The following is a 25,115-nucleotide window of genomic DNA, read 5'->3' as shown; positions in this document are numbered from 1 at the left end:
AGAAAACCGGCATAAAGCGATCCCAAAAAGAATTATGCGATTTTCCGTACAGGCCCAGACAGCCGCTTCTTAAGGCGTGCAGAACGCCTCCGACGGTTCCTGTTTCTCCATTTGCAGCGCTTCCCGATACTGGCTGCATAATTCGCTCATCAACCGCGGTACCGTGGTTATTTCCGAGATTTTATAACCATTTGCCCCGATAAAGGCAAAACCTTCGCTCAGTCTTCCCTGACAGGCATTGACCAGTGCCGCGGATATGCAATAGGAGCCCTGCTCCCGGCTGCAGGACGATATGCAGTGATGTCTGCAAGGGTGGGAACTTTTCTCTTCCCCAGCGATCCGTTTCAGAAACTCGTTTCCGATCGCCCGACCCGGCAGGCCCACAGGACTTCCGATGATTTGAATATCCTCTTCCCTGCAGTCTACATACGCTTTCTTAAAATTCGGGTGGGCATCGCATTCTTCGGTGGCAACGAAACGTGTGGCCATCTGAACCGCCGAAGCTCCGAGGCGTAAAAAACGCAGTATGTCTTTTCCGGTAAAGATACCGCCCGCGGCAACAACAGGAATCTTCTTGCCCGTTTTGGCTTCCAGGTCCCGGGTCACGGCAAGCGTTTCGGGTATAAGCCGTTCCAACCGGAAAGCGGGATCGTCGATCTGCTCCGGACGAAATCCCAAGTGGCCTCCGGCCATGGGGCCTTCCACCACAAACGCGTCTGGGGTATACCCGAATTTTTCCCGCCACCACTTTGATATGATTCCAGCAGCCTTGGCGGAGGAAACAATGGGAACCAATTTCGTTCTGCCGCCTAGTTTGAGGCATTCGGGAAGGCTCAGGGGAAGCCCCGCTCCCGCAAATATAATATCGATACCCGTCTCAACGGCCGTTCTTGCCAGTTCATTGAAACCGGATAAGGCGACCATAATGTTGACGCCCAGGATCCCATTGGTTTTTCTTCGAGTATCCTCGATTTCCCGTTTCAGTTCCCGGCAGTTTGCCTCGGTTGTCTTCCCAGGTTCGCAGCCACGAAGAATCCCAATCCCCGCTGCCGATATGACGCCGACTCCGCCCTCGTTTGACACCGCCGCGGCCAGAGAGCCGAGGGATATCCCAATCCCCATTCCCCCCTGCACGATGGGAGCTTTCACTTTCAGCTCTCCGATCTCAAATGACGTTTCTGACCAATCCTCCATGATTTCTCCTTCCGGGATGCTTTTATACCATGCACATTCCGCCGTCCACGCAGATCACCTGTCCGGTGACGTATTCGGCCAGTTCCGATGCCAGAAACACCGCCATGTGCGCGATGTTCTCCGGCCTTCCCATCCGCTTCATGGGCACCGACTCCAGTGCCTGCCGGACGGTTTCGGGCGGCAGCGCTTCCGTCATGGCCGTGTCGATGAAGCCGGGAGCGATGGCGTTGCACGTCACATTCCTGCCGGCCAGCTCTCTGGCCACGGTCTTCGTCAGCCCCAGCATGCCGGCCTTGGCCGCAGCGTAGTTTGCCTGGCCGGGGTTTCCCATGATCCCGGCCACCGAGGATATGTTGATGATCCGGCCGCCGCGCTTTTTGGCAAAGCCCATATAGGTGTGGCGGATCATATTAAAGGCACCTTTCAGATTCACGTCCAGAACCCGGTCAAAGTCTTCCTCCTTCATCTGGGGCACCAGCTTATCCCGGGTGATCCCGGCGTTGTTCACCAGAATATCGATCCCGCCGAAGGTCCCCTCGATCTGCCGCACGGTCTCTTTGGCCGCGCTGAAATCAGACACGTCGCACCGGTAGTGCTCCGCTTTTACGCCCATGGCCCGGGCCTCTTCACAGACCTGTTCCGCCGCTGCCGGGTCCCCGGAATACAGAATCGCAACTTGGGCCCCTTCCCGGGCCAGGCCCAGGGCCACGGCTCTGCCGATCCCCCTGGAGCCGCCGGTGATCACGGCTGTTTTTCCTTTAAGCACGGCGCACCTCCGCAAGCAGGCGCAGCGCCCCCTGAAAGGCCTCCGCGCCGTCCGTTCCCGCCGTCCGGGAGGCGGGCGATATCCTGCCGATAAACCCGGAGAGCGTCTTGCCGGGGCCGGCCTCGACGAAGGCGTCGTATCCGTCGGCTGCCATGTTTTCCACCGTCTTCTGCCACAGCACCGGCAGCTTTACCTGCTTCACGATCAGATTTGACAGGTCTCCGGCATAGGGAAGCGCCGTAACGTTGGAGTACAGCGGGATTTGAGGCTCGCTTAAACGGAGGCCTTCCAGCACCGCCGCCAGCTTCTCCGCCGCGGGAGCCATCAGGGGCGTGTGAAAGGCGCCGCTCACCGGAAGGCGCATGGATCTGCCTCCGGCGGCCTTTACCAGCTGCTCCAGTCTCCGGGCTCCCTCTTCGGTGCCGGAAGCCACCAGCTGGCCCTCACAGTTGTAATTTGAAGGGTACACGTCTTCCGCCTTCCGGCAAAGCTCCTCCACCTCTTCGTTTTTCAGCTTTAAAACCGCCAGCATGGCGCCCTTCTCCCTCTGGGCGCACTCATCCATCCATTCCGCCCGCCGGATGACAAGGCGAAAGGCATCCTCATAAGAAAGGACTTTGCAGAAAGCGAGAGCCGCGATTTCCCCCAAGGAGTAGCCGGCGGCACCGTCCGGGACCGCGCCCGCCTCCCCGAGGACGGCGGCCGCCGCCAGATCGGTGACAAAGAGGCAGGGCTGCGTGTTCAGCGTCCGGGAGAGCTCCTCTTTGGTGCCTTCGAAGCACTGCCGGGAAGTCCCCGGCCGGATGCCGTCGGCCATGTCATAGATTTTTCTCGCCGCGGGCGAAAGATCATAAAGCTCTTTTCCCATACCGGGATACTGAGCTCCCTGCCCGGAAAAAACAAAGGCTAGCTTACCCATCTGGTTCCTCCCCGGAGCAAAAGCTCCGCCTGGGATGCCATTTCCTCTATGATCTCGGCCGCGGGCTGCTCCGCCTTCACCATCGCCGCCGCCTGACCGGCCATAAAGCATCCGTTTATTTCATCGCCTTCCTTCGCCGCCAGGCGCAGCGCGCCGGCTCCGAAGGCCTCCAGTTCCTCTTTGCCGACGCCGGCATCGTTTTCCATGGCCAGATACCTGCGGGAAAAGGGGGTCTTCAGGCACCGGACGGGATGGCCCAGTTTTTTCCCCGTCGTAATCGTGCCGATATCCTTTGCCCTGAGGATCCGGTCCTTATAGTTCTGATGCACCGTGCATTCATTCGCCGCGAGAAACCGGGTCCCTACCTGGACTCCAACGGCCCCCAGCATGAAGGCCGCCGCCATGCCCCTGCCGTCGGCGATTCCCCCCGCCGCGATCACCGGGATGTCCACGCAGTCGCAGACCTGGGGAACCAAAACCATGGTGGTGAGATCCCCCACGTGGCCTCCGGATTCCCCACCCTCGGCGATCACCGCGGAGGCCCCCGCTCTTCTCACCAGCTTTGCAACGGCGGTGGAGGCCACCACCGGGATCACACGGATGCCGGCGGCCAGCCAGGATTTCATATACCGGGAGGGATCTCCCGCGCCGGTAGTGACCACCGGGATGCGCTCTTCCGCCACCACCTTCGCCACCTCGTCGGCAAAGGGACTCATGAGCATGATGTTGACCCCGAAAGGTTTCTCCGTCATGGTCCGGGTTTTCCGGATCTCCTCCCGAAGCCAGCCGGCATCCGCGTTCATGGCGGATACAATCCCGAGGCCTCCCGCATTGGAGACCGCCGATGCCAGATGCGCATCCGCAATCCACGCCATGCCGCCCTGAAGGATAGGATAGCGAATCCCCAGAAGCGTACAAAGGGGGCTTACCAGCATGATTTATTCACACTCCCCGATGAGCTTCACCACGTCGCCCACCGTCTTGAGTTTTTCGTTCACCTCGATGGCAACTCCGGTCTCCTCTTCAAACTCCATGATGATCTCCACGACCTCCAGGGAATCCAGGCCCAAAGATTCCAGGGTTGTTTCCAGGGTGATCCCCGCGGGGTCGACGTCCTTATGCTCCGCAATCAGCTTAGAGAGTTTTTCCAGTACCATTTTAATTTCCTCCGTTTGTTTCAATGTTTTTTAAATTATTTGTTCCACTTCAGCAGGCATGTGCCGGTGGTGAGCCCCCCGCCGAAGGCGCTCATGAGCAGAATGTCGCCGTTTTTCAGGCGGTTTGCCGTGTTGAGGCTGTCTAAAAGCAAAGGGATGCTGGCAGAAGAGGTATTGCCGCACTCCTCGTAATTGGTGGGAAATTTCTCTTTGGGCTGCTTCATCCGGTTCCGGGCCGATTCGATGATCCTGCCGTTAGCCTGGTGCAGAAGGAAATAGTCCACCTCTTCGGGCGTGATCCCCGTCTCCGCCGTGACGGTCCGGATTTCCCTCTGGATGGCGGACACCGCAAATTTGAAGATTTCCTGCCCGTTCATGTGAATGTAGCTTGCAGGTCTCTTGAAATCCGAGAAGGGGCCGGGCGAACTGGACCCGGGTATATTGAGACTCTCCATTTGTCCGTAGGAGCCGAGCCGAATGGACAAAAGGCCCTCCCCCTCCGTGAGCACCACCGCTCCCGCGCCGTCGCCGAAAAGGACACAGGTGTTCCGGTCGCTCCAGTCGAGAAATTTGGACAGCTGCTCCGCACCCACGACCAGAATGGTCTTTGCCTTTTTCGCGGCAAACTGCGCCGCGGCCGCATCCAGAGCGTACAAAAACCCGGAACAGGCGGCATTGATGTCCATCGCCGGACAGTTGGCCCCCAGGTCCGCCTGGAGCAGGCAGGCCAAAGAAGGGGTAATGTAATCCCCCTGGATGGTGGAGCACAGGATATAGTCCAGCTCCGAGGCTTTGCATCCGGCGTCCTCCAGGGCGCGGGATGCGGCTGTATAAACCAGATCCCGCATGGTTTCCTCTTTCACAAAATGGCGGCGGCGCATGCCCGTGCGCGAGACGATCCATTCGTCGCTGGTGTCCACGAAACCGCAAAAGGCTTCATTTTCCACTACCTGCTCCGGCAGGCAGCTTCCTGTTCCCGCAATACGAAAACTCATTTATTTCTCCATTTCCAAACTTTTTCGTTTAAAGAACTGATTGAGCTTGACAATGCCCATGGTGAGGATCCGCTTTTCCTCCTCCTCCATTTCCGAGCTGATGTTGCGCACCATCTGCTCATGGAAGTACCGGTGCACGCGGTCCATCTTCTGCCCCAGCCTTGTGAGGGTCACAAATACCATGCGCCCGTCGGCTCCGCTTTTTACTTTCTGCACATACCCCTTTTTCTCCAGTTTATTGATCGCCACCGTGACGGTGGGAAGCGTGACCGACAGCTCCTGGGCGATATCGCTGATGGTGCGCCCTTCGGGGCCGCTTTTTCCCACCGATTCCAAAAGGTGCATCTCACTGATGGACAGATTGGTCACGCCGGTACTTTTCAACGCGTCTTCATCCACGCGCAGGATCGTCCGGAAGGTGTCGACCAGAATGTCGTTGAGTTCCTTCTCAAAAGCGTTCAGCACGTCTTTCATCTTCTTCCTAATCCCATTCCCCAAAATTAAATAGTTAGTTTATCTAATTATATATGCCTGATTTGCCGATTTGTCAAGATGCTTTTTTAAACGGCCTGTATGTATCTGTCCCAAATCCGCTCTCCCGCATGTCCCTTTTTTTATTGCTGAAAACAGCCGGTCCCCTGCTTATCTCTGTCCTCCTTCACCATCCTGTTCGGCTGGTGGGATTGTTGATGACGCCGATGAGGGTCAGGATCTCCAGTATGGCCGTGGCGATCCCCTGGAACACGTCGCTGGTGATGCCGATCCTGTCCCACAAGCCAAGAAGGCCGAAGAGCGTCACCACCTGGGCGATGATTGCCGCCCACATCACATAAGATCTCCAGCGAGGCTGCGTATTCATATCATTCCCTCCCACACTGATTTTCCGCCGCTTATATCAAATACAGCATCCAGCCAAAATGCAGACCAAGCACCGCCAGCTTCACTGCCGCAATCCCCGATAAGGCGCCGCCGATCCAGGATACGCGGCCTCTGGATGCATACAGCAGGGCAAGGAGCGCGGCGGTTCCCAAAAAGGCCGCCAGACCCGCAGGCCCGGGACTTAAGGATATCCAGCCGGAAAACAGCGGATTTGCCTCCTCAATGGTTCCCAGGCGGATGCCCGACGCGGTGCAAAAGGCGTCCGCCGCCGTCAGCGCGGCGCAGGCAGCAGCCGCTTTTTTTATTCTGTCTTTTAATTGCTTTCCCTGTTTGCTCCTCTTTCCCACCGGGCGATCCCTCCATGAGGGTAGTCTTCTCCGGGGAAGGTGAAAATCTGCACATCCCGTGCGGTTTTCTTAACGTGGAAGCACGCTACTCACCTCCGGCAGCCTCTTTCCGGCAGATCTCGCCCGCCGTCCTTTCGATGTTTTCCTGGATCAAGCGCAGTTCTTCCGCGCTTTTTCCAAGATAAGCAGCGGAAGAAATCCGGCACACCCCGCCGCCGGGGCTGCGGATTTCCGCTATCATATCCTTTTCCTTGTCTGCCGGTTCCCGCATACCGCCGCCCCCTCTGCCGCCATGGTATGCGTCCCTTTGCTTGTCTTATGTGCGCTTTTTCATTTTTCATCACCCTCCGGATAAAACGTCCATCCGAAAACGGACTGCGGTCTTCTTTCTTTTACACCGGGAAATGCTCTTGAATTGCCTCTTGCGCATCTGTTCGGATGATGGTTAAATGAAATTGGGGGATATTTCTGTCGAAAGCCCGGAGGAGACGCACATGAAGAAGTTCTGGTATCTGATTCTCACCGTCGTTCCCAATATCGTCATCCGAATCCTGATCTCCAACACGGACACCAACCATCTGACCATGAGCGTGGCCCTGTCCACCATCATCGTGATGGGCATCTCCCAGCTTATCGGCATCCTGCTCATGAAATGGATAAAGCCGGCCAAACCGGCCGTCCTGGACCTTGTGAGCATTCTGCTGGCCTATGCCATATATTACGCCCTGGTGGCGGCCACCGGGAGCTATTGAGCGCGGTATCCCGCAGTACGGGGCAAACCCCGCTGTTATCCGGAATCCAGGCGATGAAAATAAGGAGGTGTTCTCAATGATCCAATTCGATTTCAACGCCGACACCGCATTTGAAACCATCCGGCATATTTCCGGGGACGGCACGGAATTCTGGTATGCCCGGGAGCTTCAGGGCGTACTGGAATACAAGCGGTGGAGCAGCTTCCAAAAGGTTGTGGAACGGGCGATGGTCTCCTGCGAAAACAGCGGGCACGCGGCGGGCGATCATTTTCAGCGCCTCCAAAGAGAGGAGCCCGGCGGCAAACCGGGTCCGGAGGACTTCCTGCTTTCCCGCTACGCGTGCTATCTGATCGTCCTCAACGGCGATCCCCGGAAAAAGACGGTGGCTTTGGGACAGACCTATTTCGCCGTCAAAACCCGGCAAAGGGAGCTGATTGAAAACTACGATCGGCTTTCAGAAGAGCAAAAGCGTCTGGCGATCCGCAGGCAGATGATTGTACACAACAAATCTCTCGCCAAAGCCGCCTATGCCGCCGGTGTCCTTACGGACAGAGAATATTCCGCCTTTCAGAACAGCGGCTATAAGGGCCTTTACGGCGGCCTTGGGGCAAAGGAGATTCACGCGCGGAAAGGCCTTAAAAGCGGGCAAAAGATTCTGGACCACATGAACAGCGCGGAACTGGCCGCCAACCTGTTCCGCGCCACTCAAACGGAAGAAAAGCTCCGCCGGGAAAACATTCACGGGAAGAATCAGGCAATGGATGCCCACTATCAGGTGGGAACCGCCGTGCGGCACACCATCGAGGGCCTGGGAGGGACTCTGCCGGAAAATCTGCCCGTTCCCGAAAAGAGCATTCGGGAGATTGAGCAGGATAAAGAGAAGAAAAGGCTGAAATAGAATCTTTAAGGCCGCCGGAAACAAGGTTTTCCGGCGGCCTTAAATCATAAAACGTCCCGCTCTTCACAGCACTTTTTTGATATTATACATGGAACTGAGCACCAGCCAGTTCTGGGGGAAGTAGCGGTTGATCGTCCAGTAGCTGACTCCGCCCAAATTGTATTGGGATACCAAAGAAAGCCTCGCCCGGGTACTCCTGGCGTCGTCAAACCAGACCACATGGCGGCGTCTTTCCTCGTCATAGTAGTAAAAGAAGGGCGCCTGGGCCGTGGCGTCGAACTGGATGGCGGCATTTTCTTTTGCCGCCAGAGTCACGGCGCCCGTATTGGAAAGAGTGTGGGCGGCGGTGCCCCGGGCGTAGGGCAGCGTCCAGTCGTATCCGTAATTGGGCATCCCCATGAGGATTTTCTCGCTGGGGATGGCGGTGACGGCGTAATCCAGTACACGCTGCACCTCATTGAGCGGAGCCACCGCCATGGGCTCGCCGTACAGGTATCCCCATTCGTAGGTCATCAGAATCACATAATCCATGATCCGGCCGTGGACGGGATAATCATGAGCCTCGTATAAAAGTCCGGGCTGATCGGCGCTGATTTTGGGAGCAAGGGCGGATAGGAGAATATATCCCAGGGCCCGGAGCCGCGGCGCCGCCTTTTCAATAAACCGGTTGTAGTTTTCCCGGTCCCCCCGGGGTATGTACTCAAAATCGATATTGAGGCCGGCGTAGTTTTTATCCTTCAGTTCGTCAATCACGTTGTTTATCAGCGTTTCCTGGACTGCATCGTTTGTCAGGATGGTGTGCGCCAGCTCGCCGCTGAAGCCCCCCTCCTCCTCGAGGTTGGTGATCACCATGATGGGAGCTACTCCGGCCTGCCGGGACGCGCGGATCAGGGGCTCGTCGCTGACGGAGGACAGGCTCCCGTCGGGGCGCACCTCATGGCTGAAAATGCTCAGATAGGTCAGAAACGGCAGGGTATCCTTCAGCGCATCCATGGATATGTTGGGTAAGGCATACCCGTTGACCGCGATGGTCCCCAGTTTCTGCGGAGGAACGGGGATCAGAACCACCTGTCCGGGCATGATCGCGGCGGGGTTTGTAATCTGAGGATTCGCGTTTCTGAGCTCCTCCAGGGTAACGCCGTATTTTCGGGCAATGGAATACATAGACTCGCCCGGCAAAACGGTATGTTCCGTCACGTCCTTCATAATAACCAGCGTCTGCCCCACTACCAGACGGTTCGGGTCGGCAAGACGGTTGTCCCGGATGATGTCGGCGGGGGGAACCGCATATCGCTTCGCAATGGTATAAATCGAGTCGCCGGGTTTTACCACATGCAGTATCAAATCATACACTCCTTCCATCCAAAGGCCTGGGGATACGCCGCACCAAAGCGGCGGAGTCCGGGCTTTGCGCGCGTTTGGCCGGACTTTTTATTCCGCTGCGCCCACAGGCAAACACAGGGAACCGATTTTCAGGGCCGGAACTTAAATAAAATCGCCGGGACAATGAATCTTATCCCAGTATATGAGGCCTTTTCGTGTATGTTTCCCCGGTATTTCCCCTCCCGCGGAACAATTACCGCATTCCCCCGCTCGGATGTCCCACGGGGAATCTCCGTAACCCATCTCGTCTTCCATTCCGTTTGTTATTTTTTCTACAAATTCACCGGCCGTATTTTGATTTTCTTGTTTATTCTTCCATATTTTTTCATTCGACTGTTTCTCTTTTTTTTCGCTCTTGCAACTTCTTCCTCTGCATTTTAGAATAACAACGGCGAAAAAAATACTGACAAGAAGGAAAGGTACCAATGAACAGCGCAATCGTATACATACCCGCCCTGCTGGAAAAGCTGCAGGAAATGACGGCAGACCAGAAGTCCTTTATCCGAATCACCTTTTGCGAGGAGAGCGTGGACGAGCTCCGCTATTTTCCGGGTTTTCTTCACTTTGAAGCAATCGGAAAGGACGGGCTGAGCACGGATTACGAATCCATCGACTCGGTCTCCCCTCCCAATCTGGATCTGCTGCGCGCCCTCAAGGTCCGCCGGGACAGGCTCGCGGTATAGACCGGGCCGTACCGGCTCCAACCCGGGGCCGGCGCAACGCATGAATCCGGAACACGCACAACCGGGCAGGAAAACCTGCCCGGTTTTTTTACTTCCGGGCTGCGCTTTTTCGGCCCTCCGCGGCAAGGGATTTTTTCTCGCCTCGAACACCGGCTACTGCCGAAAGATCCCCGGTTTCAACGGGTTTGACAAGGCCGGTCCTGCGGTAGTATGATAAATAATAGGCGTTTCTTTCTGTTTGAAATACCATGCCCCAGCCAGAATCCGGCGCGCCGGCCGCCGATAAAAGCCGGCAGCTGCGGCAGCGGGGCCCCGGGGTGTCCGCCGCGGTACGGAGGCAGCGTATGGGCGGTTCAAAAGGACTCGTCGCCTGGATTTCTGTAGTATTTTTGTTTGTCTGTGCGGTTATGTTTTTCCAGCACGGGATGCTGGAATACGGCCTCGTGGCCGCGGCCATCGGCGCCTTTCTTCTCCTGGGCCGCATCCTGAAAATTCTGGGCAAATAGGCCGGCGAATCCATGGGATCATCACCCGGAGGACATTCTTGTCCTCCGGGTGATTTTATTGCCGCGCCGGGTATTATCGGTCTTTTAAAATACAGGGCGAAACGAAAAGGCCCCCCGCGCTCTCGCGCGGGGGGCCTCTCAGACGGCTTGCCGTCTTATGGGTTCAGGTCTGCTTGGAAATTACGCCTGGGTGGTGATGTAAGCAGCCACGATCTCCTTGTAGCCGGTCGTGCTGTTTGTGCTGTACACGATGGTAACAACCTGGTCGGCCGCAAGGGTAGAAGCGCTGCCGGCGCCGGCGGTGGTCACATCGTACACCACGGAGGTGGAGGTGAAGTAGTAGGTATTTCCGCCGGCAACCACGAAGGCGGGATCAACGTAGGTAACCGTCGCGCCGGTTGCGATGCTGGAGCTGACAGGCGTCAGGGTGGACACGCCGCTGGCGTTGGTGGTATAAGTGTACGTGCCAACGGCAATCGCGCCTGTGCCGGTGTCGGGCTGGGTGGTCTTCAGGTCAACGGTAGCGCCGCCCACAGCCGCTTTGTAGGTGTAGTAGTAGACGCTGCTCTCAACGGTGACCACGGGGGTCGCGCTGGTCACATAAGCATACTTCGCAGAGCTGACCGCGCTGGAGGAAGCGGAGCCGACGAAGACGTACTTGATGACAGGCGTTCCGGTGGTTGTGGGAACAACGGCAGAACCATAGACATCAGGAGCGGTTCCGTCGGTATCGATTTCGAAGGCGCCTGCATTGTTCACGCCTGTGATAACACCGATGGTGCTGCTGCCGTAGAAGATGTAAACGGTGGTGCTGTTGGCATAGGCGGTCTTTTCGCCCAGGTTGGTGTAGTAGTCGCCATCAAAGAGGGCGTAGCCGTATCCAGCCTGCTTAGCCGCGATGGAAGTGTTATCATCCAGGGCGTAAGCTTCAGCGGGATCGGTCAGCTTGACGGTGCCGTCGGACTGGAGGGCATAGACGACAACCTTGTTGTTCAGGTTATTCTCATACTGCAGGGTGCTGTTGGCGTTGACATAGTAGGTGGCAACCGTTCCGTCGGTCATGACCAGCTGGACTCTGTCAAGGTCAAGAGTGGATCCATTAGCGGAAGCCTTGACCACCGCATAGTTCTTGGCTACCTCAACGGCGGTAGTGGCAACGACGTTTCCGAAGGGATCGAAGTAGAACACGCCGGAAGCGCCCAGGTTGGAGTTCACATCATAGTCAATGGCCTTTGTTACGCCCGTAATGGTGGCAACAGGGGCCTTGGAGATCTTGTAAGCAACGCCGCCCACGGTGAGGGTGGTGTCAGTCACATAGGAGCTAAGGGTTCCGGTCACGGAGGTGGGAGCTTCAACGTAGTACAGATTGTCGATATGTGCGACGTTGATGTAGTCGCCCTTGGCAAGGGTGCTGTCGCCGACAATGGCCGAGGTGTAGAAGCTCAGGCCGCCGGTGGTAGCAATCGTGGTCAGACCGGTGGTGGAGCTGTAGGTAACGGCGGAAACCTTATCAAAGGAGTAGGTCTCGGCAATGGCAAAATCATAGGTCTTGTCATTGTTGTTGTCGATAAGGGTGAGCTTGGTTCCGATGGTGTTGGAGGTCGGTGCAGTAGCGCCGGTTCCATTGTAGTTTTCATACAGGACGTTGCCGGTCAGGGTGTAGCCGGTGCCAACAAAGCTGGTCCAAGCGGAGCTGCCGGCAGCCAGGGCGCTGGTGGTGGTCTTCACAACGTTCTTGGAAGTGGCGACCGCCGTGCCGTAGACCTTGGTCACGGTCAGGGTGTTGTAAGCATCGTTCCAGGAGCCCTTGATGAAGAGGGAGATTTCCTGGCCCAGGAGATCCTTGGACGTGGAAACCTTGATGAGCTTGTTGCGGTTTGTTCCGGTGACGGTAGATGCGTAGTCGTTGAGCGCGACAACGGAGTATCCGGCATCGGCGGTAGCGGTATCCTGCAGGGAAGCGTACTCGTTCTCCAGCAGGATGCCCTTCACGGTGATGAGGCCGAAGCGCTCTTCCGCAAAGGTGGAGTCGTTGACGACCAGGGCGCCGGTCACTACGCTGTAGCCAACGGTGTTGGCAAACAGAGCGTTATAAACCAGCTGAGCCGCGTCGTCACGGTTGAAAGTGGCGGTGGGCAGGGTGTCAATGTCCTCATAGAAGCCCAGGGTGGAGCCCAGAACGGTGGCCTTGAGCTGCCAGTCGGGACCCACAAGTCCCGCCTTGGTCGCGTCGTAGCCAAGAGCCGTCAGCAGCATCTTGGTGGCCTGTGCTCCGGTCACGGTGGCGTCGGGATTGAATTTGCCAGTTCCGTCGCCGGCGATGATGCCCAGGGAAGCGCAGTACTCGATGTAGCCCTCGGCCCAGTGGCCGTCTGTGTCGGAGAAGCTGGCTTTCGCGCCTACGAAGGCGGCGCCGTTATCGACGCCCTTGTTCAGCGCGACGCAGACCATCTTCGCCATGGCTGCACGGGTGACCGCTCCGGTGGGATTGAAAGCGCCGGTGTCGGTTCCCTTGATGACTCCCAGTTCGGAGAGCATGGCAACCGCGTCTTTGTGCGTCACGGAATCTTTGTCGGTGTAGTCATTGAAGCTGACCGCACCGGCAGCGATCGTCATGATGCCGATGATCATCGCGAGCGCCATTGCCAGAGAGAGAACCTTTTTGAGATTTCTCATAGGAATGATTTCCTCCTTTTAAAATTTGGCGGAGAGCATACTTCTCCTGCCTTCACATACAGGATACCCTTTCCAATCCGCTCGGTCAAGATTTCAGGGCCATTTGTAACATAACTGTAATATGACACCAGTATAAACTTTTGTCTTTCCATCGCGGACGCTTCTATTGCCGTTTTATGTAAGGTAAAATTCCTTTACTCCTATGCCGATTCCCCTGTGAAAACATATACATACAGGGCCGAACGATCTTCCTCCGGGTCGGGAATGATCCATATTTTATCCGCACACTCCCCGTCCGTGCGGATCTCTTCAAGGGAAATTTCCTTCAGCGTCCCTGTCTCCGGGTCAACGGCATATACGCGGGCTTCATCCCCGCAGAGATAAACCTTCTCCGCCGTGCCCACGATTCCGAATCCCGCGACCGCAGCAGGAACCGGCGCGATATGTCCGCCGGAAGAAACCACTTGCCCTCCCGCCCAGACAGGCGCCCGGTAAAGGCCCGTTTCCCCGAAGCACTCGCCGGAAGCGGCAATTTCGGTGACCTCTCCGTTCAGGGCCGCTCTATACATATAGACAACCGAGCCGTCCTTGTCCAGAGTCACCCGGGGAGAAGCATCCAGGATGATTATATCCTCTCCCGTCCGTTCGGCCGGGGACCCGCCGGTGACGAACAGGAACTCTGCGACGCCGCATTCGCTCTTCACGCCGCATACCACAGCGCCCGTGAGATCGGGGGCCTGCAAAAAACCCCTGTGCAGATGCGCTTCCCCGCCGGCGTATACCAGGAATACCGTATCGGAGCCGGCGTAAACCGGGTCCTCCCCGTCCGCCAGCGCGATCCTTCCCGCCCGCAGCTCGGTTATGTTCCCGGCGGTCACGGAGCCCTCCCCGGAACTCAACCGAGTAAGGCTGTAGGCGCTGGCTTCGTCCACCGTATAGCGGTAGACGGCGGTTTTTCCCGTCAGCGCTTTATTCTCTTCCCCCGCCGGCATGCCGCCGATGCCGGAAATCTCCGCAATCAATACCGTCCCGTCGCCGAGGAGAAGCCGGGCCCGGAGGGGATTGAACACGGTAATGGTCTCCCCGCCGTTGGAATCCAGCACAACCAGATATTGCTCCGGAAGCTCGGCGGGCTCCGCCGCCACCACGTATCCCGCTCTGTCCAGGTACAGGATCCACCGGTCGTTTAGCGTCACCGCCTGCGTCAGAGTGTCTGTCCCGTCCACGGCGGACACCAAAGAGGACTGCTCGTACTCGTTTCCGCCCACGCAAACGGCCTGCCCCCTCCGGTATTCCGCCGTATCTTCCACAGATGCGCAGGGTTCTACAAATACTCTTTGTCCGACCGTATAATATAAAATGTAGTCTCCTTTTTTCACCGTGTCGAATCCGGCGACCCGCCAGGCGTCCGCTTCGGAAAGAGACGGCCCCAGCGTACCCAGCGAGGTGACGGAAATGACCCCGCGTGACGCGCTGTAGCCGGTCACGACTCCCACATACCGGTGCATCCGAAGAACATAGTCCACAGTTCCGTCCCCGTCGTTGTCAACGAAGGAGGTCTCCTCCCCCGCGGCATTGGAAAAGAAATCCGGATCCGATACCTCCGTCACGGCCTCCCCGCCGCAGTTGACAATCAGCGGCATCCCGCTGTTAAGTATTAATCCTTTACTCCGTAATTGAGCCATGACCTCCGTTCCCGTCATAGCGGAGGTCATGGTCACCTCCGTGTTTTCGGATGAAAGCTCCGGTTCTCCGTACAGGCTTCCGCCGTCGCCGTTTTCGGTATAGGCGGTTATTTTTCTTCCGAGGTATTCCGGGCCGGTGGAAGCGAACAGGGTGAACAGATTCCCCGCGTCCGTCATAAGAACGGTTTTCCCTTCCGGTGATGTGGCGTCCTGCTCCGTAACGCTTCCGTACTCGTTTTCCACCACTGTTCCGGTTACAGCGGCGAGTCCGAAATGCGCCCGGCCCAAAGTCTCTTGGGTTTCCTGCCTTCCCGTGTCCCCATAAGCAACGGTTTTAGCGTTCATCAGGGTATTATAGATCATCTGAGCCGCCTCGTCCCTGGTAAAGACCAAAGAGGGGATTTTATCGATCCCGTCGAATACCCCGGCGGAATATGCCGCTATCAGGGTGTAAAGCTGCCATCTTGTCCCCGTCAGTCCTTCCCGGGCAGGGGCATAGCCCAAGGCGACAAGCAGCATCTTTGCCGCCTGAGTTCCCGTGATTGCCTCGTCGGGCCGAAACCGCCCCGTCCCGTCCCCCGCCACGATACCCAGTGCGGCGCAGAATTCGATATAGCCTTCCGCCCAATGGCCTTTGATATCGGAAAACGAGGGTACGCTGCGCACATAAGCGGAGGGGACATCCGAGCCTCCGGACAAAATGACGCAGACCATTTTTGCCATGGTCGCCCGGGTAACCGGCGCCGAAGGGTCAAAATTGCCTCCGCCGGTGCCTTTGACAATCCCCAGAGCGGTGAGCAGAGAAACCGCCTGGGTATATCCGATCTCCTCAGAATCGGTGTACCCGGTCAAGCCGGAGGCCTGCGCCGGCAGACCGAGCGTCCCGGCAAGTACAAAACAGGCCAGAAACAGGCAAAGAGTTTTCCTCCAATTCATTTTTCCGGCCTCCCTCCGTCCCCGGCGCGCAGGCGCAGGTGTTTTACACTTCAGGATATGTCCTCGTCTCCCCCGGGTCAAGAAAGCGCCGGCATCTGTAACACAGATGTAATCCCCCCGTAACACGGCGGAAATAAAGGGACCAGCAGGAAGGAAAAACGGCATAATTCTGGCAGAGGCCGCTGGAAGCCCTGCTTTCCGTAAAAAACGGGATCCTCTTTTCTTACTGCCCGCTCTTTTCCGTATGCTGAAAAAGCCGTTTTTCAGATGAAATATCGCGGGATCCGAGGAACCTTTTTCCTGCTGCTGCGTCTTATATGCACTGGTGCTCTTTTTCTGGATTTTTCCAGCTTTCCAAACCGAAAGCAGAAATCTCCGTACCGTCCTGTCGGCATTTTTCATAAAATCTAAATAGGTTTGTAATGCTTCTGTAATGATTCAGCCTGTACCGATTGTTATAATATGCCATAGCAAGATTTAGGAGGGAAACGCATGTCTGAGAATATCGGCCAGATCGCCGAACAGCCGGCGGCGGACGCGGGTCAAAAGTCGGTCCCCGTTCCCGCAAAGCCCGGGAACGGCGTAAAAAAGCCGGGTCAAAAAAAGAAGAAAACCAAGCGGATTATCGCCATAGTGATTGCCGCCGTGATCGTGGCGGCAGTCGTTTTCGGCTTTTACAAGCTCTTTTTCTCCAAGGAGAAAAAGGACATCCTGACGGAAGTCGTCTACCGGGGTTCCATCCAGAGCACCGTGGAGGGCAGCGGAGTCACAACCCCAAAGGACAGCGAGGCCATCGTCCTGGGCGGCAGCGGCGAGGTTCAGGAAGTCTACGTAACGGAAGGCCAGTATGTTACGGCCGGCACGCCTCTTTATAAAATCGACAGTGCCGACGCGGAAACCGAGGTTGCCGACGCGCAGAAGGCCCTTTCCTCCCTCCAGAAAGAGCTTTCCACCCTGCAGGAATCCTACAATAACCTGACGGTCCGGGCCCCCTTTGCCGGAAAGCTTCTGGAAACGGGAGATTTCTCGGCGGAGGATTCCGTGAACGCCGGAACAAAGGTCGCCCTGCTGGTGGACGACAGCAAAATGCTCCTGAAGCAGTATTACAGTTATGCCTATAAAGACAGCATATCCGCAGGCCAGACGGCCCAGATTTCCATTCCCTCCTCCATGGCCGTGGTCACCGGCACCGTACAGGAGATTGAAATGGTCCGCAGAGTTTCCAGCGAAGGCTCTCTGCTCTTCGAAGTGACCTTCGCCATGGATAATCCCGGTACTCTCACCGAGGGCATGGAGGCCGCCGCTACCCTCACCGGAAAAAACGGCGAGTCCATCTATCCCTACGAACCCGGTTCCCTTACATATAATCGGAAATCGGAAATCCTGGCCAAGAGCGCCGGCACTGTACTGAAGGTCAACCTCCACGACTACGCCGGTGTGGCTGCGGGAGAGGTTCTCCTGGCCCTGGATTCCGACGTGTACGACACGCAGATGTCCGATCTTCAGAAGCGCATTGAGTCCGCCGAGGAGACCCTGGCTGAAAAAACCAAAACCCTGAACGCTTTCCAAGCCGTCGCTCCTATAGACGGGACGGTGCTCTCCTGCGCCCTGGTTCCGGGAGAAACCGCCGCCTCCGGCACCACCGCCGTCACCATCGCCGATACCCGTACCATGACCGTCGCCGCCCAGATCGACGAGCTGAGCGTCAACACCGTCAAGGTGGGTATGGACGTTATGATCACCCAGCAGGGAATGGACAGCACCATGACCTTTATCGGGCAGGTTTCCTCGGTGAGCCTGGAGGGCAAATATGAAAACGGCGTGTCCTATTTCCCGGCCGTCATCACGGTGGACAATCCGGACGGAGCACTCATGTCCGGCATGTATGTATCCTATTCCATGGTCACCAGCTCCAAGGACGACTGCCTTCTGGTTTCCTCCCAGGCCATCAAATACACGGAAAGCGGCACGTGTCTTTTCATCAAGGCCGACAGCCGCCCGGACAACGCCGTGGATCTGGGCGAAAACGTGGAGATTCCCGACGGATTTTACGCCGTTCCCGTGGAAACGGGGCTGTCAGACGACACCAATGTAGAGATCGTAAGCGGCGTGGAGGAAGGAACCGAGGTCTTCACCCAGTTCATGGTGGATCAGGGCAGCTCGTATATGGGATATTGACGGGGAAATCCGGTAGTTTCCGCAAGACTTCAGTTCAATCGCAGAACAGAATGGGGACAATGCCTATGGAACATTTTATCCTGTTGGAAGACGTCTATAAAATATACAACGAGGGGCTGGAAAGCGAAGTCCGCGCCCTCTCAGGCGTGAATCTCACCATCGAACGGGGAGAATTCGTTGCCATCATCGGAAGCTCCGGTTCCGGAAAATCCACTCTCATGAACATCCTGGGCTGCCTGGACATCCCCACCTACGGGGAGTATATCATGGACGGGCACAGGGTGAGCGAGCTGAGCGACAGGGAGCTCTCCCGCATCCGGAACCGGGAAATCGGCTTCATTTTTCAGGGATTCAATCTGATCCCGGCCCTTAACGCCTTGGAAAATGTGGAGCTTCCCCTCATCTACCAGGGCATGGGCGGGGAGACCCGCCGGGAGAGGGCCATGGAGGCCCTCGACCGGGTAGGACTTGGAAACCGCGCGGGGCACAAGCCCTCCGAAATGTCTGGCGGACAGCAGCAGCGCGTGGCCATCGCCCGGGCCATCGCAACCCGCCCCGCCATCATCATGGCCGACGAGCCCACAGGAAACTTGGATTCCCGGACCGGGGAGCACGTCCTGGAGATCCTCCACGGGCTGCACCGGGAAGGCGCGACGGTGATCCTCATCACCCACGACAACACTGTCGCCTCCACCGCCGCGCGGAGAATCCGCATCATGGACGGGCGTATCGTGGAAGACACACGGCAGGAGGTGGCGGTATGAACACTAACCAAGCCTTCAAAATGTCGGTCAAATCGATACTTGCCAACAAGGTCCGCTCCTTCCTCACCATGCTGGGCATCATCATCGGCGTGGCCGCCGTCATCGTCCTGGTCTCTCTGGTAAGCGGCATGCAGCGGCAGATGCAGGAATACTACGCGAGCCTCGGCACCAATAAAATCAACGTCTCGGTTTACACCTGGGGCTCCCCGGACATCACCAGCGATCTGTACGACTACTGCCTGAGCCTTGACAATCTGGTTACGGGCGTGACGCCTAACTCCACCTACTGGGGTACGGTGAAATATCTTACCAAGACCGTCACGGATGCTCAGGTCTACCTGGGCAGCGACCAGTATTCCGTCTGCAGCAATTATCAGCTGGCATCCGGCCGGGATCTGTCCTATATGGATGTGCTTAAGTATAAAAAGGTCTGCGTCATCGGCTCCAAGGTTAAGGAAAGCCTCTTCAACTACGCCGATCCCGTTGGGAAAACCATCGTCATCGGAGGCAATTCCTTCAAGGTGGTGGGGGTCTACGCATCCAAGGGGACTTCCTGGGGCGACTGGATGGACAACATGATCGTGGTGCCCTACACCCTGAATCGTCTTCTGAACAAGACCACCCAGATGACGGAATTCGTGGTGAAGGCCAAAAGCGCGGACGCCACCACGGAGGCCATCACCCGGCTCAACGGATTTCTCTCCACCCGGGTGGACTCCAATACCGGATATTATAATGTATACAGCGAGAACACCTGGCAGGAGCAGGGGAATCAGCAGACCATGATGCTGAGCCTTGTCCTGGGGGGAATCGCCGGCATATCGCTTCTGGTGGGCGGTATCGGCATCATGAACATCATGCTGGTCACCGTCACTGAGCGGACCCGTGAAATCGGCATCCGCAAGGCCATCGGCGCGGAACGCCGGGCCATTATCACCCAGTTTCTCATCGAATCCTCTGTGATCAGCGCTATGGGCGGGGTAATCGGAATCGTCGTCGGCACCCTGCTGACTTTGGTACTGGGCAAGGTGCTGATGCAGATCGTCCTGTTCCCCAGCCTCGCCATGACCATCGGCGCGTTCTTATTCTCCGTGGTCATCGGCGTCGGTTTCGGCCTGTATCCCGCGGTGAAGGCCTCCGCCCTTCAGCCAGTGGAAGCGCTGCGGGCAGAGTAATCCGGATTCCGGTCAGATCGAATGATAAACCGGCACAACGGCCGAAATACGTATCGGCAGACTCTATCCCGCGCAAAGTAATGATGAGGTGAAAGTACCTATGAAGAAACTGATTGCCGCGCTGCTGGCCGCAGCCCTGTTCTGCTCTCTGGCCGTTTTTCCAGCCGGCGCGTCCTTCCCGGATATCACGGATGAAAAAACGGCCCAGGCGGTGGGCACCCTTCAGATGCTGGGGGTCGTCAACGGCCTTCCGGGGGGCACCTTCAACCCGGAGGGGATTCTGACCCGGTCCCAATTCTGCAAAATGACCATTGTGGCCATGGGAAAGGAATCCAGCGTTGCGCTTTATAAAACCAGGACCATTTTCCCGGACGCCCCGGGTACCTACTGGGCCTCCGGCTATATCAACCTGGCCGCTTCCACCTCCGTGGACAGCGGCTCCACCCGGATCATCCGGGGTTATCCCGACGGGACTTTCCGTCCCGAGGCCAGCATCCAGTTTGACATGGCGGTCACCATCCTCATGCGGGTGCTGGGATACGGGGACTCCGACGTGGGTATGATCTGGCCGGACGGATATCTGAACACCGCGGCCGAAATCGGGCTCACCGACGGACTCGCCCTCTCTCCCACTTCGGAGCTCACCCGAGCCCAGGCGGCGCTCCTGTTTTCCAATCTTCTGAAAACCGGCACGAAAAGCGGCGCCTCCTCTTACCTTTCCACCATCTCCAGCACTCTCGTGGAGGATGTGATCCTCATTTCCAACAGCGCCACCGCGGCGGACGGAACCACCGGCGCCATCCAGGTAGTGGGAGGCTCCGAGGGGATCTATAAAACGGTAAACCCCGCTCCCGACAGCCTTATCGGGCTTCGCGGGACGCTGGCGCTGGACAATAAGGGCCGGGCCCTCACCTTTCTGCCCTCTTCTGCCTCCACTCAAAAGAACTTTGTCCTCAACGCCGCGGCGGGTACTTATCTCACCTGTTCCGACGGTACTCGACTTGCGGTTTCGGGATCCACCCCCGTATATGTAGACGGAGAAGCCGGTACCTATTCCGGCGTCTGGATCAACCTTTCCGCCGGCACTTCCGGCACCGCCTATTATTCCGCCGCAGGAACCCTGGAGTATCTGGTTTTCACCACCGCCTCATCGGATTTGAACGCCGCCGTAATTCTCCGGGGCACTTCCTTTTCGGGTAATCCCTTTGTTTCTCTTTTCGCTCTTCCCACAGGAACTTACCGGATACTGAAAAACAGTTCCGAAGTAACGGCGTCCGAGCTGCGTCAATACGACGTGGCGACCTATAACCCCGATACTAAAACCTTCAGCGTCTCCGATCTGCGCATTACCGGCATTTACGAAAATGCCTACCCCAATGTTGACTCTCCCAGTAAGGTCACCGTAATGGGCTGCGAGTTGGCGGTACTTCCCGGCGCTACGGATGGACTTTCGGGTTTTAAAATCGGAGATACCGTTACCCTTCTTTTAACCTCCTCCCACAAGGTGGCGGGGGCCCTGAGCCCCGATGTCCTCCGAGCCACCAGTGTAGGGCTTGTAAAATCGGTTTCCACCTCCGGAGCCGAGGTCCAACTTCTGTCCGGAATCACCGCATCCGGAAAGGCGGACATGCAGGAATACGCCGCCTCCCAGCTCACTGGGCAGCTGGTGACGGTGGGCTCCCTCAGAGTGGGATATCTGACTTTGAGCAGACTTTCCGAACAGACCACCGAATCGTCTCTCGATCTGAATACGAGACGCTTGGGTTCCATTTCCCTGGCAGAAAACGTCCGCCTGCTTGAAAAGGTGGGGAACGGAGCTGTCTCAGAGATTTCCTTTGACGATCTGGTGCAAACCTCCATTCCCGCCTCCAAGATTCTCTCCGCAGGATATGACTCCACCGGACGCGTGAATTATGTTCTTTTAAACGATGTGACAGGCGACCGGTACACCTACGGATTTTTCCTGTATACTCCCAATAAAACCGAAACCGAAGTGGATAAGGACTACAACTCCACTATTGCAGTGCAAACCTTGGGAGGCACCTCCGAAGCTCTTGCCACCGGCGCTATGTTCACCGACGGCGAGCCGGGGGGCATCGCCGGCACCATAGACGGGAAGCTGGCGGCCTATGTCTCCCTCACCCCGATCACCGGGATCCGGCGGAGCGCTTTCTCCACCGATTCGTCCGGAACCGTCACGGTTTTGGCGGGAGGGTATCTCTTTCGGGTGGCCAGCGACGTGCCCTGCTATCTCAAATCCACCGACAGCTGGGGGAACCTCACCCGGGCCCGAGGATTCTCCGACAACCTCACCGTCTATTACGACAAGCTCCCCTCTGCGGGAGGCAAGATCCGGCTGATTGTGGCAAACTGACGGCGGCAGCGCATACGGGCAAAAATAAACGGCGGCCTCCGGCATCTCGGGACCGTTATACTGTCAGCACCTATTTTTACACCCCGCCGCCGGCGGGGTGTAAAAAATAATTCCATCACTATTCCGATCAGAGAAGAGTATGATTGCGCATGTCCGCGGAAGCATAGTATAATGGACGTATGATCAAGGCATACAGGTACGCGAAACTCCGAATCTGAATTCACTTTAAAAAGGAGGAGCCAACCATGTATTACGTCGCAACCCTTGAAAATTCCCCCTGGGTCAAAACGCCGCCTCCCAACGAAAGAATCCTGCGGTGCCTCATTTCGCCGGAGCTTGACCCCACCAATCACGACATCGCCTGCGGAATGACCGAGCTGCAGCCCGGCTGTACTTCCGACTTCCGGGCCCACGACGAGGGCGAGATGTTCATCTGCATCGCAGGAAAGGGGCATGTCCGCGTGGGGGACGATATGGTGGAGATGCATCCCATCAGCGTCGTTTATGTCCCTAAAAACACCCTTCACCAGATTTACAGCGACATGGACGATACCTTTACCCTCCTCTGGGTGCTGACGCCCCCCTTCGGCGGCGACAGGATGGTCCTGGAGATGGCAAAGCAGAAGGATCAATAAACTATACTTATCAACAGAAGGCGCGGCCGGCTTAACCGGCCGCGCCTTCTTGTGGTTTTTACCGGATCCGGTAGGACAGCCTTGCCGCCCAGCGGCCCAGGGCGCCCATGGATACAAGCCATGCCAATATGGCGGTCAGTCTTCCGAACTTCCGGTACAGGAGATTAAAGAGCAAATAGGACATTCGCTGCTTTTTCATTTGAGGCATGCGGCGCAGGATGCTGCGAAAGGCATAAAACCGCCGGTACATCCACAGATACCCATTGTACAGTTCCTCAGCCGTCATATCACGGGGGGCAAACACCACATGGGCGGTATTGTATTGGGACAGATCCCGCTGTGTGATGCGCCCCTCGGCTTCCATTCGCCGGTACAACTCCGTACCGGGATACGGCGTGAGGATATGGGCGGTCATGGTTTCAATCCGGTTTTTCACCAGCCAGTCCAACGTCCGTGGAAACACTTCCGGCCCGTCACCGTCCAAGCCGAATACCAAACTTGCGTTGATCATAATTCCGCGATCGTGGATTGCCTTAATCAGGGCCTCGTATCTCTCAAACCGGTTGTCCTTGTGCACGCCCTGCAGCGCTGAATTATTGAGAGTCTCAAAACCGATGAAAAGGCTCTGGCAGCCGGTTTTCTCCATGAGATCCAGCAATTCCGGGAAGTCAAGAATCTTTGTCGTCACCGCTGCGCTCCATTTCAGGTTCATGCCCCGGAGCTCCTGAAGAAGTAGTCTCGTATAAGAGGCGTCTCCGATAAAATTGTCGTCTATAAACAGGATATGCCGTGTTTTAAGGTCTTTGATATCGGAGAGCACATCCGGAATCGGCCTGCGCACATACAGCCGATTTTTGCAGCTGTTATAGCAGAAATCGCACCGGTTGGGGCAGCCATGGCTTGTAGTAATCACGTTGGAGTATAGATATGGGCTCGTATCGATTCCGCCGTACAGGGGGGAGGCAAGTTCCTCCCCGCGAAAATTCTCCATGTCGCGGTAAATCCGATTGAGCTGTTTGCCGGCGGCATCTTGAACCATCCGCGCCCAAACGCGTTCGGCAGGCCCCACGCAGACTGCGTCAAAATGCGGCAGGCATTCTTCCGGGCAAGCGGTAATGTGGATTCCTCCCGCGACAACGGGAATCCCCCGCCTTTGAAACTCTTCGGCGATCCGGCAGGCCCGTGGCATCACATCCAGCGTTACCGTGATGCCCACAAGATCGGCCGGATTATCGAAATCCAGAGGCTGCAGGTTCTCGTTAATCAAAATGACCTCGTTGCCCTCCGGTGTCAGGCGCAGGAGGGTAAGCAGCGCCAGGGAGGGCGACATCCGGGTTTTCAGGCGTGTGTCCATGGGGCGCATGTTCATCATTGGCTGTATGAGCAGGATTCTCATGGGTTTACCTGCTCCAAAGGACGTATGCCAGATCCGCCATCACCACGGTGGACCAGTGGATGGAAACGAAAAGGGTGAACTTTTCCACAATCCCGTTTGCATCGCTGAGTATCATTAGGTAGAAAACGGCGATGGCTATCAGCGTGAGGGCCAGCGCCACGGTGAAGCACCGGGCCAGCACGGCGGCGTGATATTCGTCGTATTTTTTGCGGTGGCTTATCAGCAGCAGAATTACAAGGACGGTAAGTCCTATCATGGCATACGCAATCCCCATATGACGCCCCGCTGCGAGGAAGGCGCTCCATTCGCTCCAAAAAGGCACCGCCTGCTTGCTCACCGCGCTGTAGTAGAGGGTACGGCTGAATTCTACATTGCCCGCTGTTACGAAAAACACCAGGCTGTAAAAGGCGGTAAAGAGACCGATACACCCCGCATTGACAGCCGGATTTCTGATCAGTTCCTTCATTTTCTATCCTCCTCCCTGAATAAAAACAAAGCCTCGACAGACACGTCGAAATATCGCGCCAGATCATGTGCCAGCCAGATGGAGGGATCGAATTTCCCCGTTTCCACCGCGTTGATGGCCTGGCGGGAAACCCCGACGATTTCACCCAGTTCCTTCTGGGTCAGCCCGCGCTCCTCCCGAAGCTTCCGGACGTGATTTTTCATATGGGCACCCCTCCCGCATGTCATGTTTACCTTACATGCAGTATAACAGAAAGGAGGCTGCGTGTCAAGTTTACTTGACGCGCAGCCTCCTGCTGTGCATTTTATATCCCAGTTTCCGGCCCGGACAAACCCTTTCCCGGAATAGAAA

The 25,115-nt window shown here is 56.9% G+C and carries 25 protein-coding genes; 9 read left to right on the top strand and 16 right to left on the bottom strand.

Annotated elements, in window-relative coordinates:
• Nucleotides 1–69: 69 nt before the first annotated feature.
• The 10 genes from B9A13_RS06915 to B9A13_RS06875 all read right to left on the bottom strand — a co-directional run bounded on the left by B9A13_RS06915 (nucleotide 70) and on the right by B9A13_RS06875 (nucleotide 6,528).
• Entirely contained in the window at nucleotides 70–1,194 is a 1,125-nt protein-coding gene (locus tag B9A13_RS06915) for an NAD(P)H-dependent flavin oxidoreductase (protein WP_084234425.1), read from the bottom strand.
• A gap of 22 nt (nucleotides 1,195–1,216) precedes the next feature.
• Nucleotides 1,217–1,960 carry a 3-oxoacyl-[acyl-carrier-protein] reductase gene (gene fabG, locus B9A13_RS06910; RefSeq protein WP_084234424.1) on the bottom strand — a complete coding sequence of 248 codons (744 nt, stop codon included), beginning with the start codon at nucleotides 1,958–1,960 and terminating at the stop codon, nucleotides 1,217–1,219.
• A complete protein-coding gene (locus B9A13_RS06905) occupies nucleotides 1,953–2,879 on the bottom strand; it encodes an ACP S-malonyltransferase (RefSeq protein WP_084234423.1) in 927 nt (308 codons plus the stop codon). Before B9A13_RS06905 ends, fabG begins: the two co-directional genes overlap by 8 nt.
• Entirely contained in the window at nucleotides 2,867–3,814 is a 948-nt protein-coding gene (locus B9A13_RS06900; RefSeq protein ID WP_084234422.1) for a nitronate monooxygenase, read from the bottom strand. The genes B9A13_RS06905 and B9A13_RS06900 overlap by 13 nt, the downstream gene beginning before the upstream one ends.
• Before the next feature lie 3 nt (nucleotides 3,815–3,817).
• Nucleotides 3,818–4,036 carry an acyl carrier protein gene (locus B9A13_RS06895; protein ID WP_084234421.1) on the bottom strand — a complete coding sequence of 73 codons (219 nt, stop codon included), beginning with the start codon at nucleotides 4,034–4,036 and terminating at the stop codon, nucleotides 3,818–3,820.
• Between the two features lie 35 nt (nucleotides 4,037–4,071).
• Entirely contained in the window at nucleotides 4,072–5,031 is a 960-nt protein-coding gene (locus B9A13_RS06890) for a beta-ketoacyl-ACP synthase III (RefSeq protein ID WP_084234420.1), read from the bottom strand.
• A complete protein-coding gene (locus B9A13_RS06885; protein WP_084234419.1) occupies nucleotides 5,032–5,505 on the bottom strand; it encodes a MarR family winged helix-turn-helix transcriptional regulator in 474 nt (157 codons plus the stop codon).
• 184 nt (nucleotides 5,506–5,689) lie between these two features.
• Nucleotides 5,690–5,890 carry a phage holin gene (locus B9A13_RS13885; RefSeq protein WP_143806904.1) on the bottom strand — a complete coding sequence of 67 codons (201 nt, stop codon included), beginning with the start codon at nucleotides 5,888–5,890 and terminating at the stop codon, nucleotides 5,690–5,692.
• A gap of 31 nt (nucleotides 5,891–5,921) precedes the next feature.
• Nucleotides 5,922–6,257, bottom strand: coding sequence for a DUF5658 family protein (locus B9A13_RS06880; RefSeq protein WP_084234418.1), 336 nt, complete (start codon nucleotides 6,255–6,257; stop codon nucleotides 5,922–5,924).
• 85 nt (nucleotides 6,258–6,342) lie between these two features.
• Nucleotides 6,343–6,528, bottom strand: coding sequence for a hypothetical protein (locus tag B9A13_RS06875; RefSeq protein ID WP_084234417.1), 186 nt, complete (start codon nucleotides 6,526–6,528; stop codon nucleotides 6,343–6,345).
• A 223-nt stretch (nucleotides 6,529–6,751) separates the two neighbouring features.
• Between B9A13_RS06875 and B9A13_RS06870 the strand changes: the two genes are divergently transcribed.
• Both B9A13_RS06870 and dinD read left to right on the top strand, forming a co-directional pair.
• The gene (locus B9A13_RS06870; protein ID WP_143806903.1) at nucleotides 6,752–7,009 is read left to right on the top strand and encodes a hypothetical protein; all 258 of its coding nucleotides are present in this window, start codon (nucleotides 6,752–6,754) and stop codon (nucleotides 7,007–7,009) included.
• A gap of 76 nt (nucleotides 7,010–7,085) precedes the next feature.
• Nucleotides 7,086–7,907 carry a DNA damage-inducible protein D gene (dinD, locus tag B9A13_RS06865; protein WP_084234415.1) on the top strand — a complete coding sequence of 274 codons (822 nt, stop codon included), beginning with the start codon at nucleotides 7,086–7,088 and terminating at the stop codon, nucleotides 7,905–7,907.
• Nucleotides 7,908–7,970: 63 nt separating this feature from the next.
• Here the strand turns inward: dinD and B9A13_RS06860 are convergent, their stop codons facing one another.
• Nucleotides 7,971–9,251, bottom strand: a complete 1,281-nt coding sequence (locus B9A13_RS06860; RefSeq protein ID WP_084234414.1) for a LysM peptidoglycan-binding domain-containing protein — start codon at nucleotides 9,249–9,251, stop codon at nucleotides 7,971–7,973.
• A gap of 464 nt (nucleotides 9,252–9,715) precedes the next feature.
• Here B9A13_RS06860 and B9A13_RS06850 point away from each other — a divergent pair, with 464 nt between their 5' ends.
• Nucleotides 9,716–9,973, top strand: a complete 258-nt coding sequence (locus B9A13_RS06850; RefSeq protein ID WP_084234412.1) for a hypothetical protein — start codon at nucleotides 9,716–9,718, stop codon at nucleotides 9,971–9,973.
• 344 nt (nucleotides 9,974–10,317) lie between these two features.
• Entirely contained in the window at nucleotides 10,318–10,479 is a 162-nt protein-coding gene (locus tag B9A13_RS14085; protein ID WP_159448052.1) for a hypothetical protein, read from the top strand.
• A 180-nt stretch (nucleotides 10,480–10,659) separates the two neighbouring features.
• Here the strand turns inward: B9A13_RS14085 and B9A13_RS06840 are convergent, their stop codons facing one another.
• Together B9A13_RS06840 and B9A13_RS06835 are read right to left on the bottom strand one after the other, a co-directional pair.
• Nucleotides 10,660–13,155: an S-layer homology domain-containing protein gene (locus tag B9A13_RS06840; protein WP_084234410.1), complete on the bottom strand. Its 2,496-nt coding sequence runs from the start codon at nucleotides 13,153–13,155 to the stop codon at nucleotides 10,660–10,662.
• 200 nt (nucleotides 13,156–13,355) lie between these two features.
• Nucleotides 13,356–15,776 (bottom strand): S-layer homology domain-containing protein, encoded by a 2,421-nt coding sequence (locus tag B9A13_RS06835; protein ID WP_159448051.1) that lies wholly within the window; start codon nucleotides 15,774–15,776, stop codon nucleotides 13,356–13,358.
• A gap of 492 nt (nucleotides 15,777–16,268) precedes the next feature.
• On the opposite strand from B9A13_RS06835, the gene B9A13_RS06830 reads away from it, so the two are divergent.
• The 5 genes from B9A13_RS06830 to B9A13_RS06810 all read left to right on the top strand — a co-directional run bounded on the left by B9A13_RS06830 (nucleotide 16,269) and on the right by B9A13_RS06810 (nucleotide 22,902).
• Nucleotides 16,269–17,954, top strand: a complete 1,686-nt coding sequence (locus tag B9A13_RS06830) for an RND family efflux transporter (RefSeq protein WP_084234408.1) — start codon at nucleotides 16,269–16,271, stop codon at nucleotides 17,952–17,954.
• Between the two features lie 65 nt (nucleotides 17,955–18,019).
• The gene (locus tag B9A13_RS06825) at nucleotides 18,020–18,718 is read left to right on the top strand and encodes an ABC transporter ATP-binding protein (RefSeq protein ID WP_084234407.1); all 699 of its coding nucleotides are present in this window, start codon (nucleotides 18,020–18,022) and stop codon (nucleotides 18,716–18,718) included.
• Nucleotides 18,715–19,893: an ABC transporter permease gene (locus tag B9A13_RS06820; protein WP_084234406.1), complete on the top strand. Its 1,179-nt coding sequence runs from the start codon at nucleotides 18,715–18,717 to the stop codon at nucleotides 19,891–19,893. Before B9A13_RS06825 ends, B9A13_RS06820 begins: the two co-directional genes overlap by 4 nt.
• A 100-nt stretch (nucleotides 19,894–19,993) precedes the next feature.
• A complete protein-coding gene (locus B9A13_RS06815) occupies nucleotides 19,994–22,267 on the top strand; it encodes an S-layer homology domain-containing protein (protein WP_084234405.1) in 2,274 nt (757 codons plus the stop codon).
• Nucleotides 22,268–22,512: 245 nt separating this feature from the next.
• Complete coding sequence (locus tag B9A13_RS06810; protein WP_084234404.1) at nucleotides 22,513–22,902, top strand: cupin domain-containing protein; 390 nt, start codon at nucleotides 22,513–22,515, stop codon at nucleotides 22,900–22,902.
• Between the two features lie 58 nt (nucleotides 22,903–22,960).
• Here the strand turns inward: B9A13_RS06810 and B9A13_RS06805 are convergent, their stop codons facing one another.
• Genes B9A13_RS06805 through B9A13_RS06795 form a run of 3 tightly spaced genes read right to left on the bottom strand, consistent with a single transcriptional unit; the run spans nucleotide 22,961 to nucleotide 24,967 of the window.
• On the bottom strand, nucleotides 22,961–24,298 hold the full coding sequence (locus B9A13_RS06805; protein ID WP_084234403.1) for a B12-binding domain-containing radical SAM protein: 1,338 nt from the start codon (nucleotides 24,296–24,298) through the stop codon (nucleotides 22,961–22,963).
• Nucleotides 24,299–24,302: 4 nt separating this feature from the next.
• On the bottom strand, nucleotides 24,303–24,764 hold the full coding sequence (locus B9A13_RS06800) for a hypothetical protein (RefSeq protein WP_084234402.1): 462 nt from the start codon (nucleotides 24,762–24,764) through the stop codon (nucleotides 24,303–24,305).
• Nucleotides 24,761–24,967 carry a helix-turn-helix transcriptional regulator gene (locus B9A13_RS06795; RefSeq protein WP_084234401.1) on the bottom strand — a complete coding sequence of 69 codons (207 nt, stop codon included), beginning with the start codon at nucleotides 24,965–24,967 and terminating at the stop codon, nucleotides 24,761–24,763. The genes B9A13_RS06800 and B9A13_RS06795 overlap by 4 nt, the downstream gene beginning before the upstream one ends.
• Nucleotides 24,968–25,115 lie beyond the last annotated feature (148 nt).

The organism is Papillibacter cinnamivorans DSM 12816 (assembly GCF_900176335.1).
Lineage (GTDB): Bacteria > Bacillota > Clostridia > Oscillospirales > Oscillospiraceae > Papillibacter > Papillibacter cinnamivorans.
The sequence above is the reverse complement of the archived record's forward strand: the minus strand, read 5'-3'. Positions and strand labels throughout refer to the sequence as shown.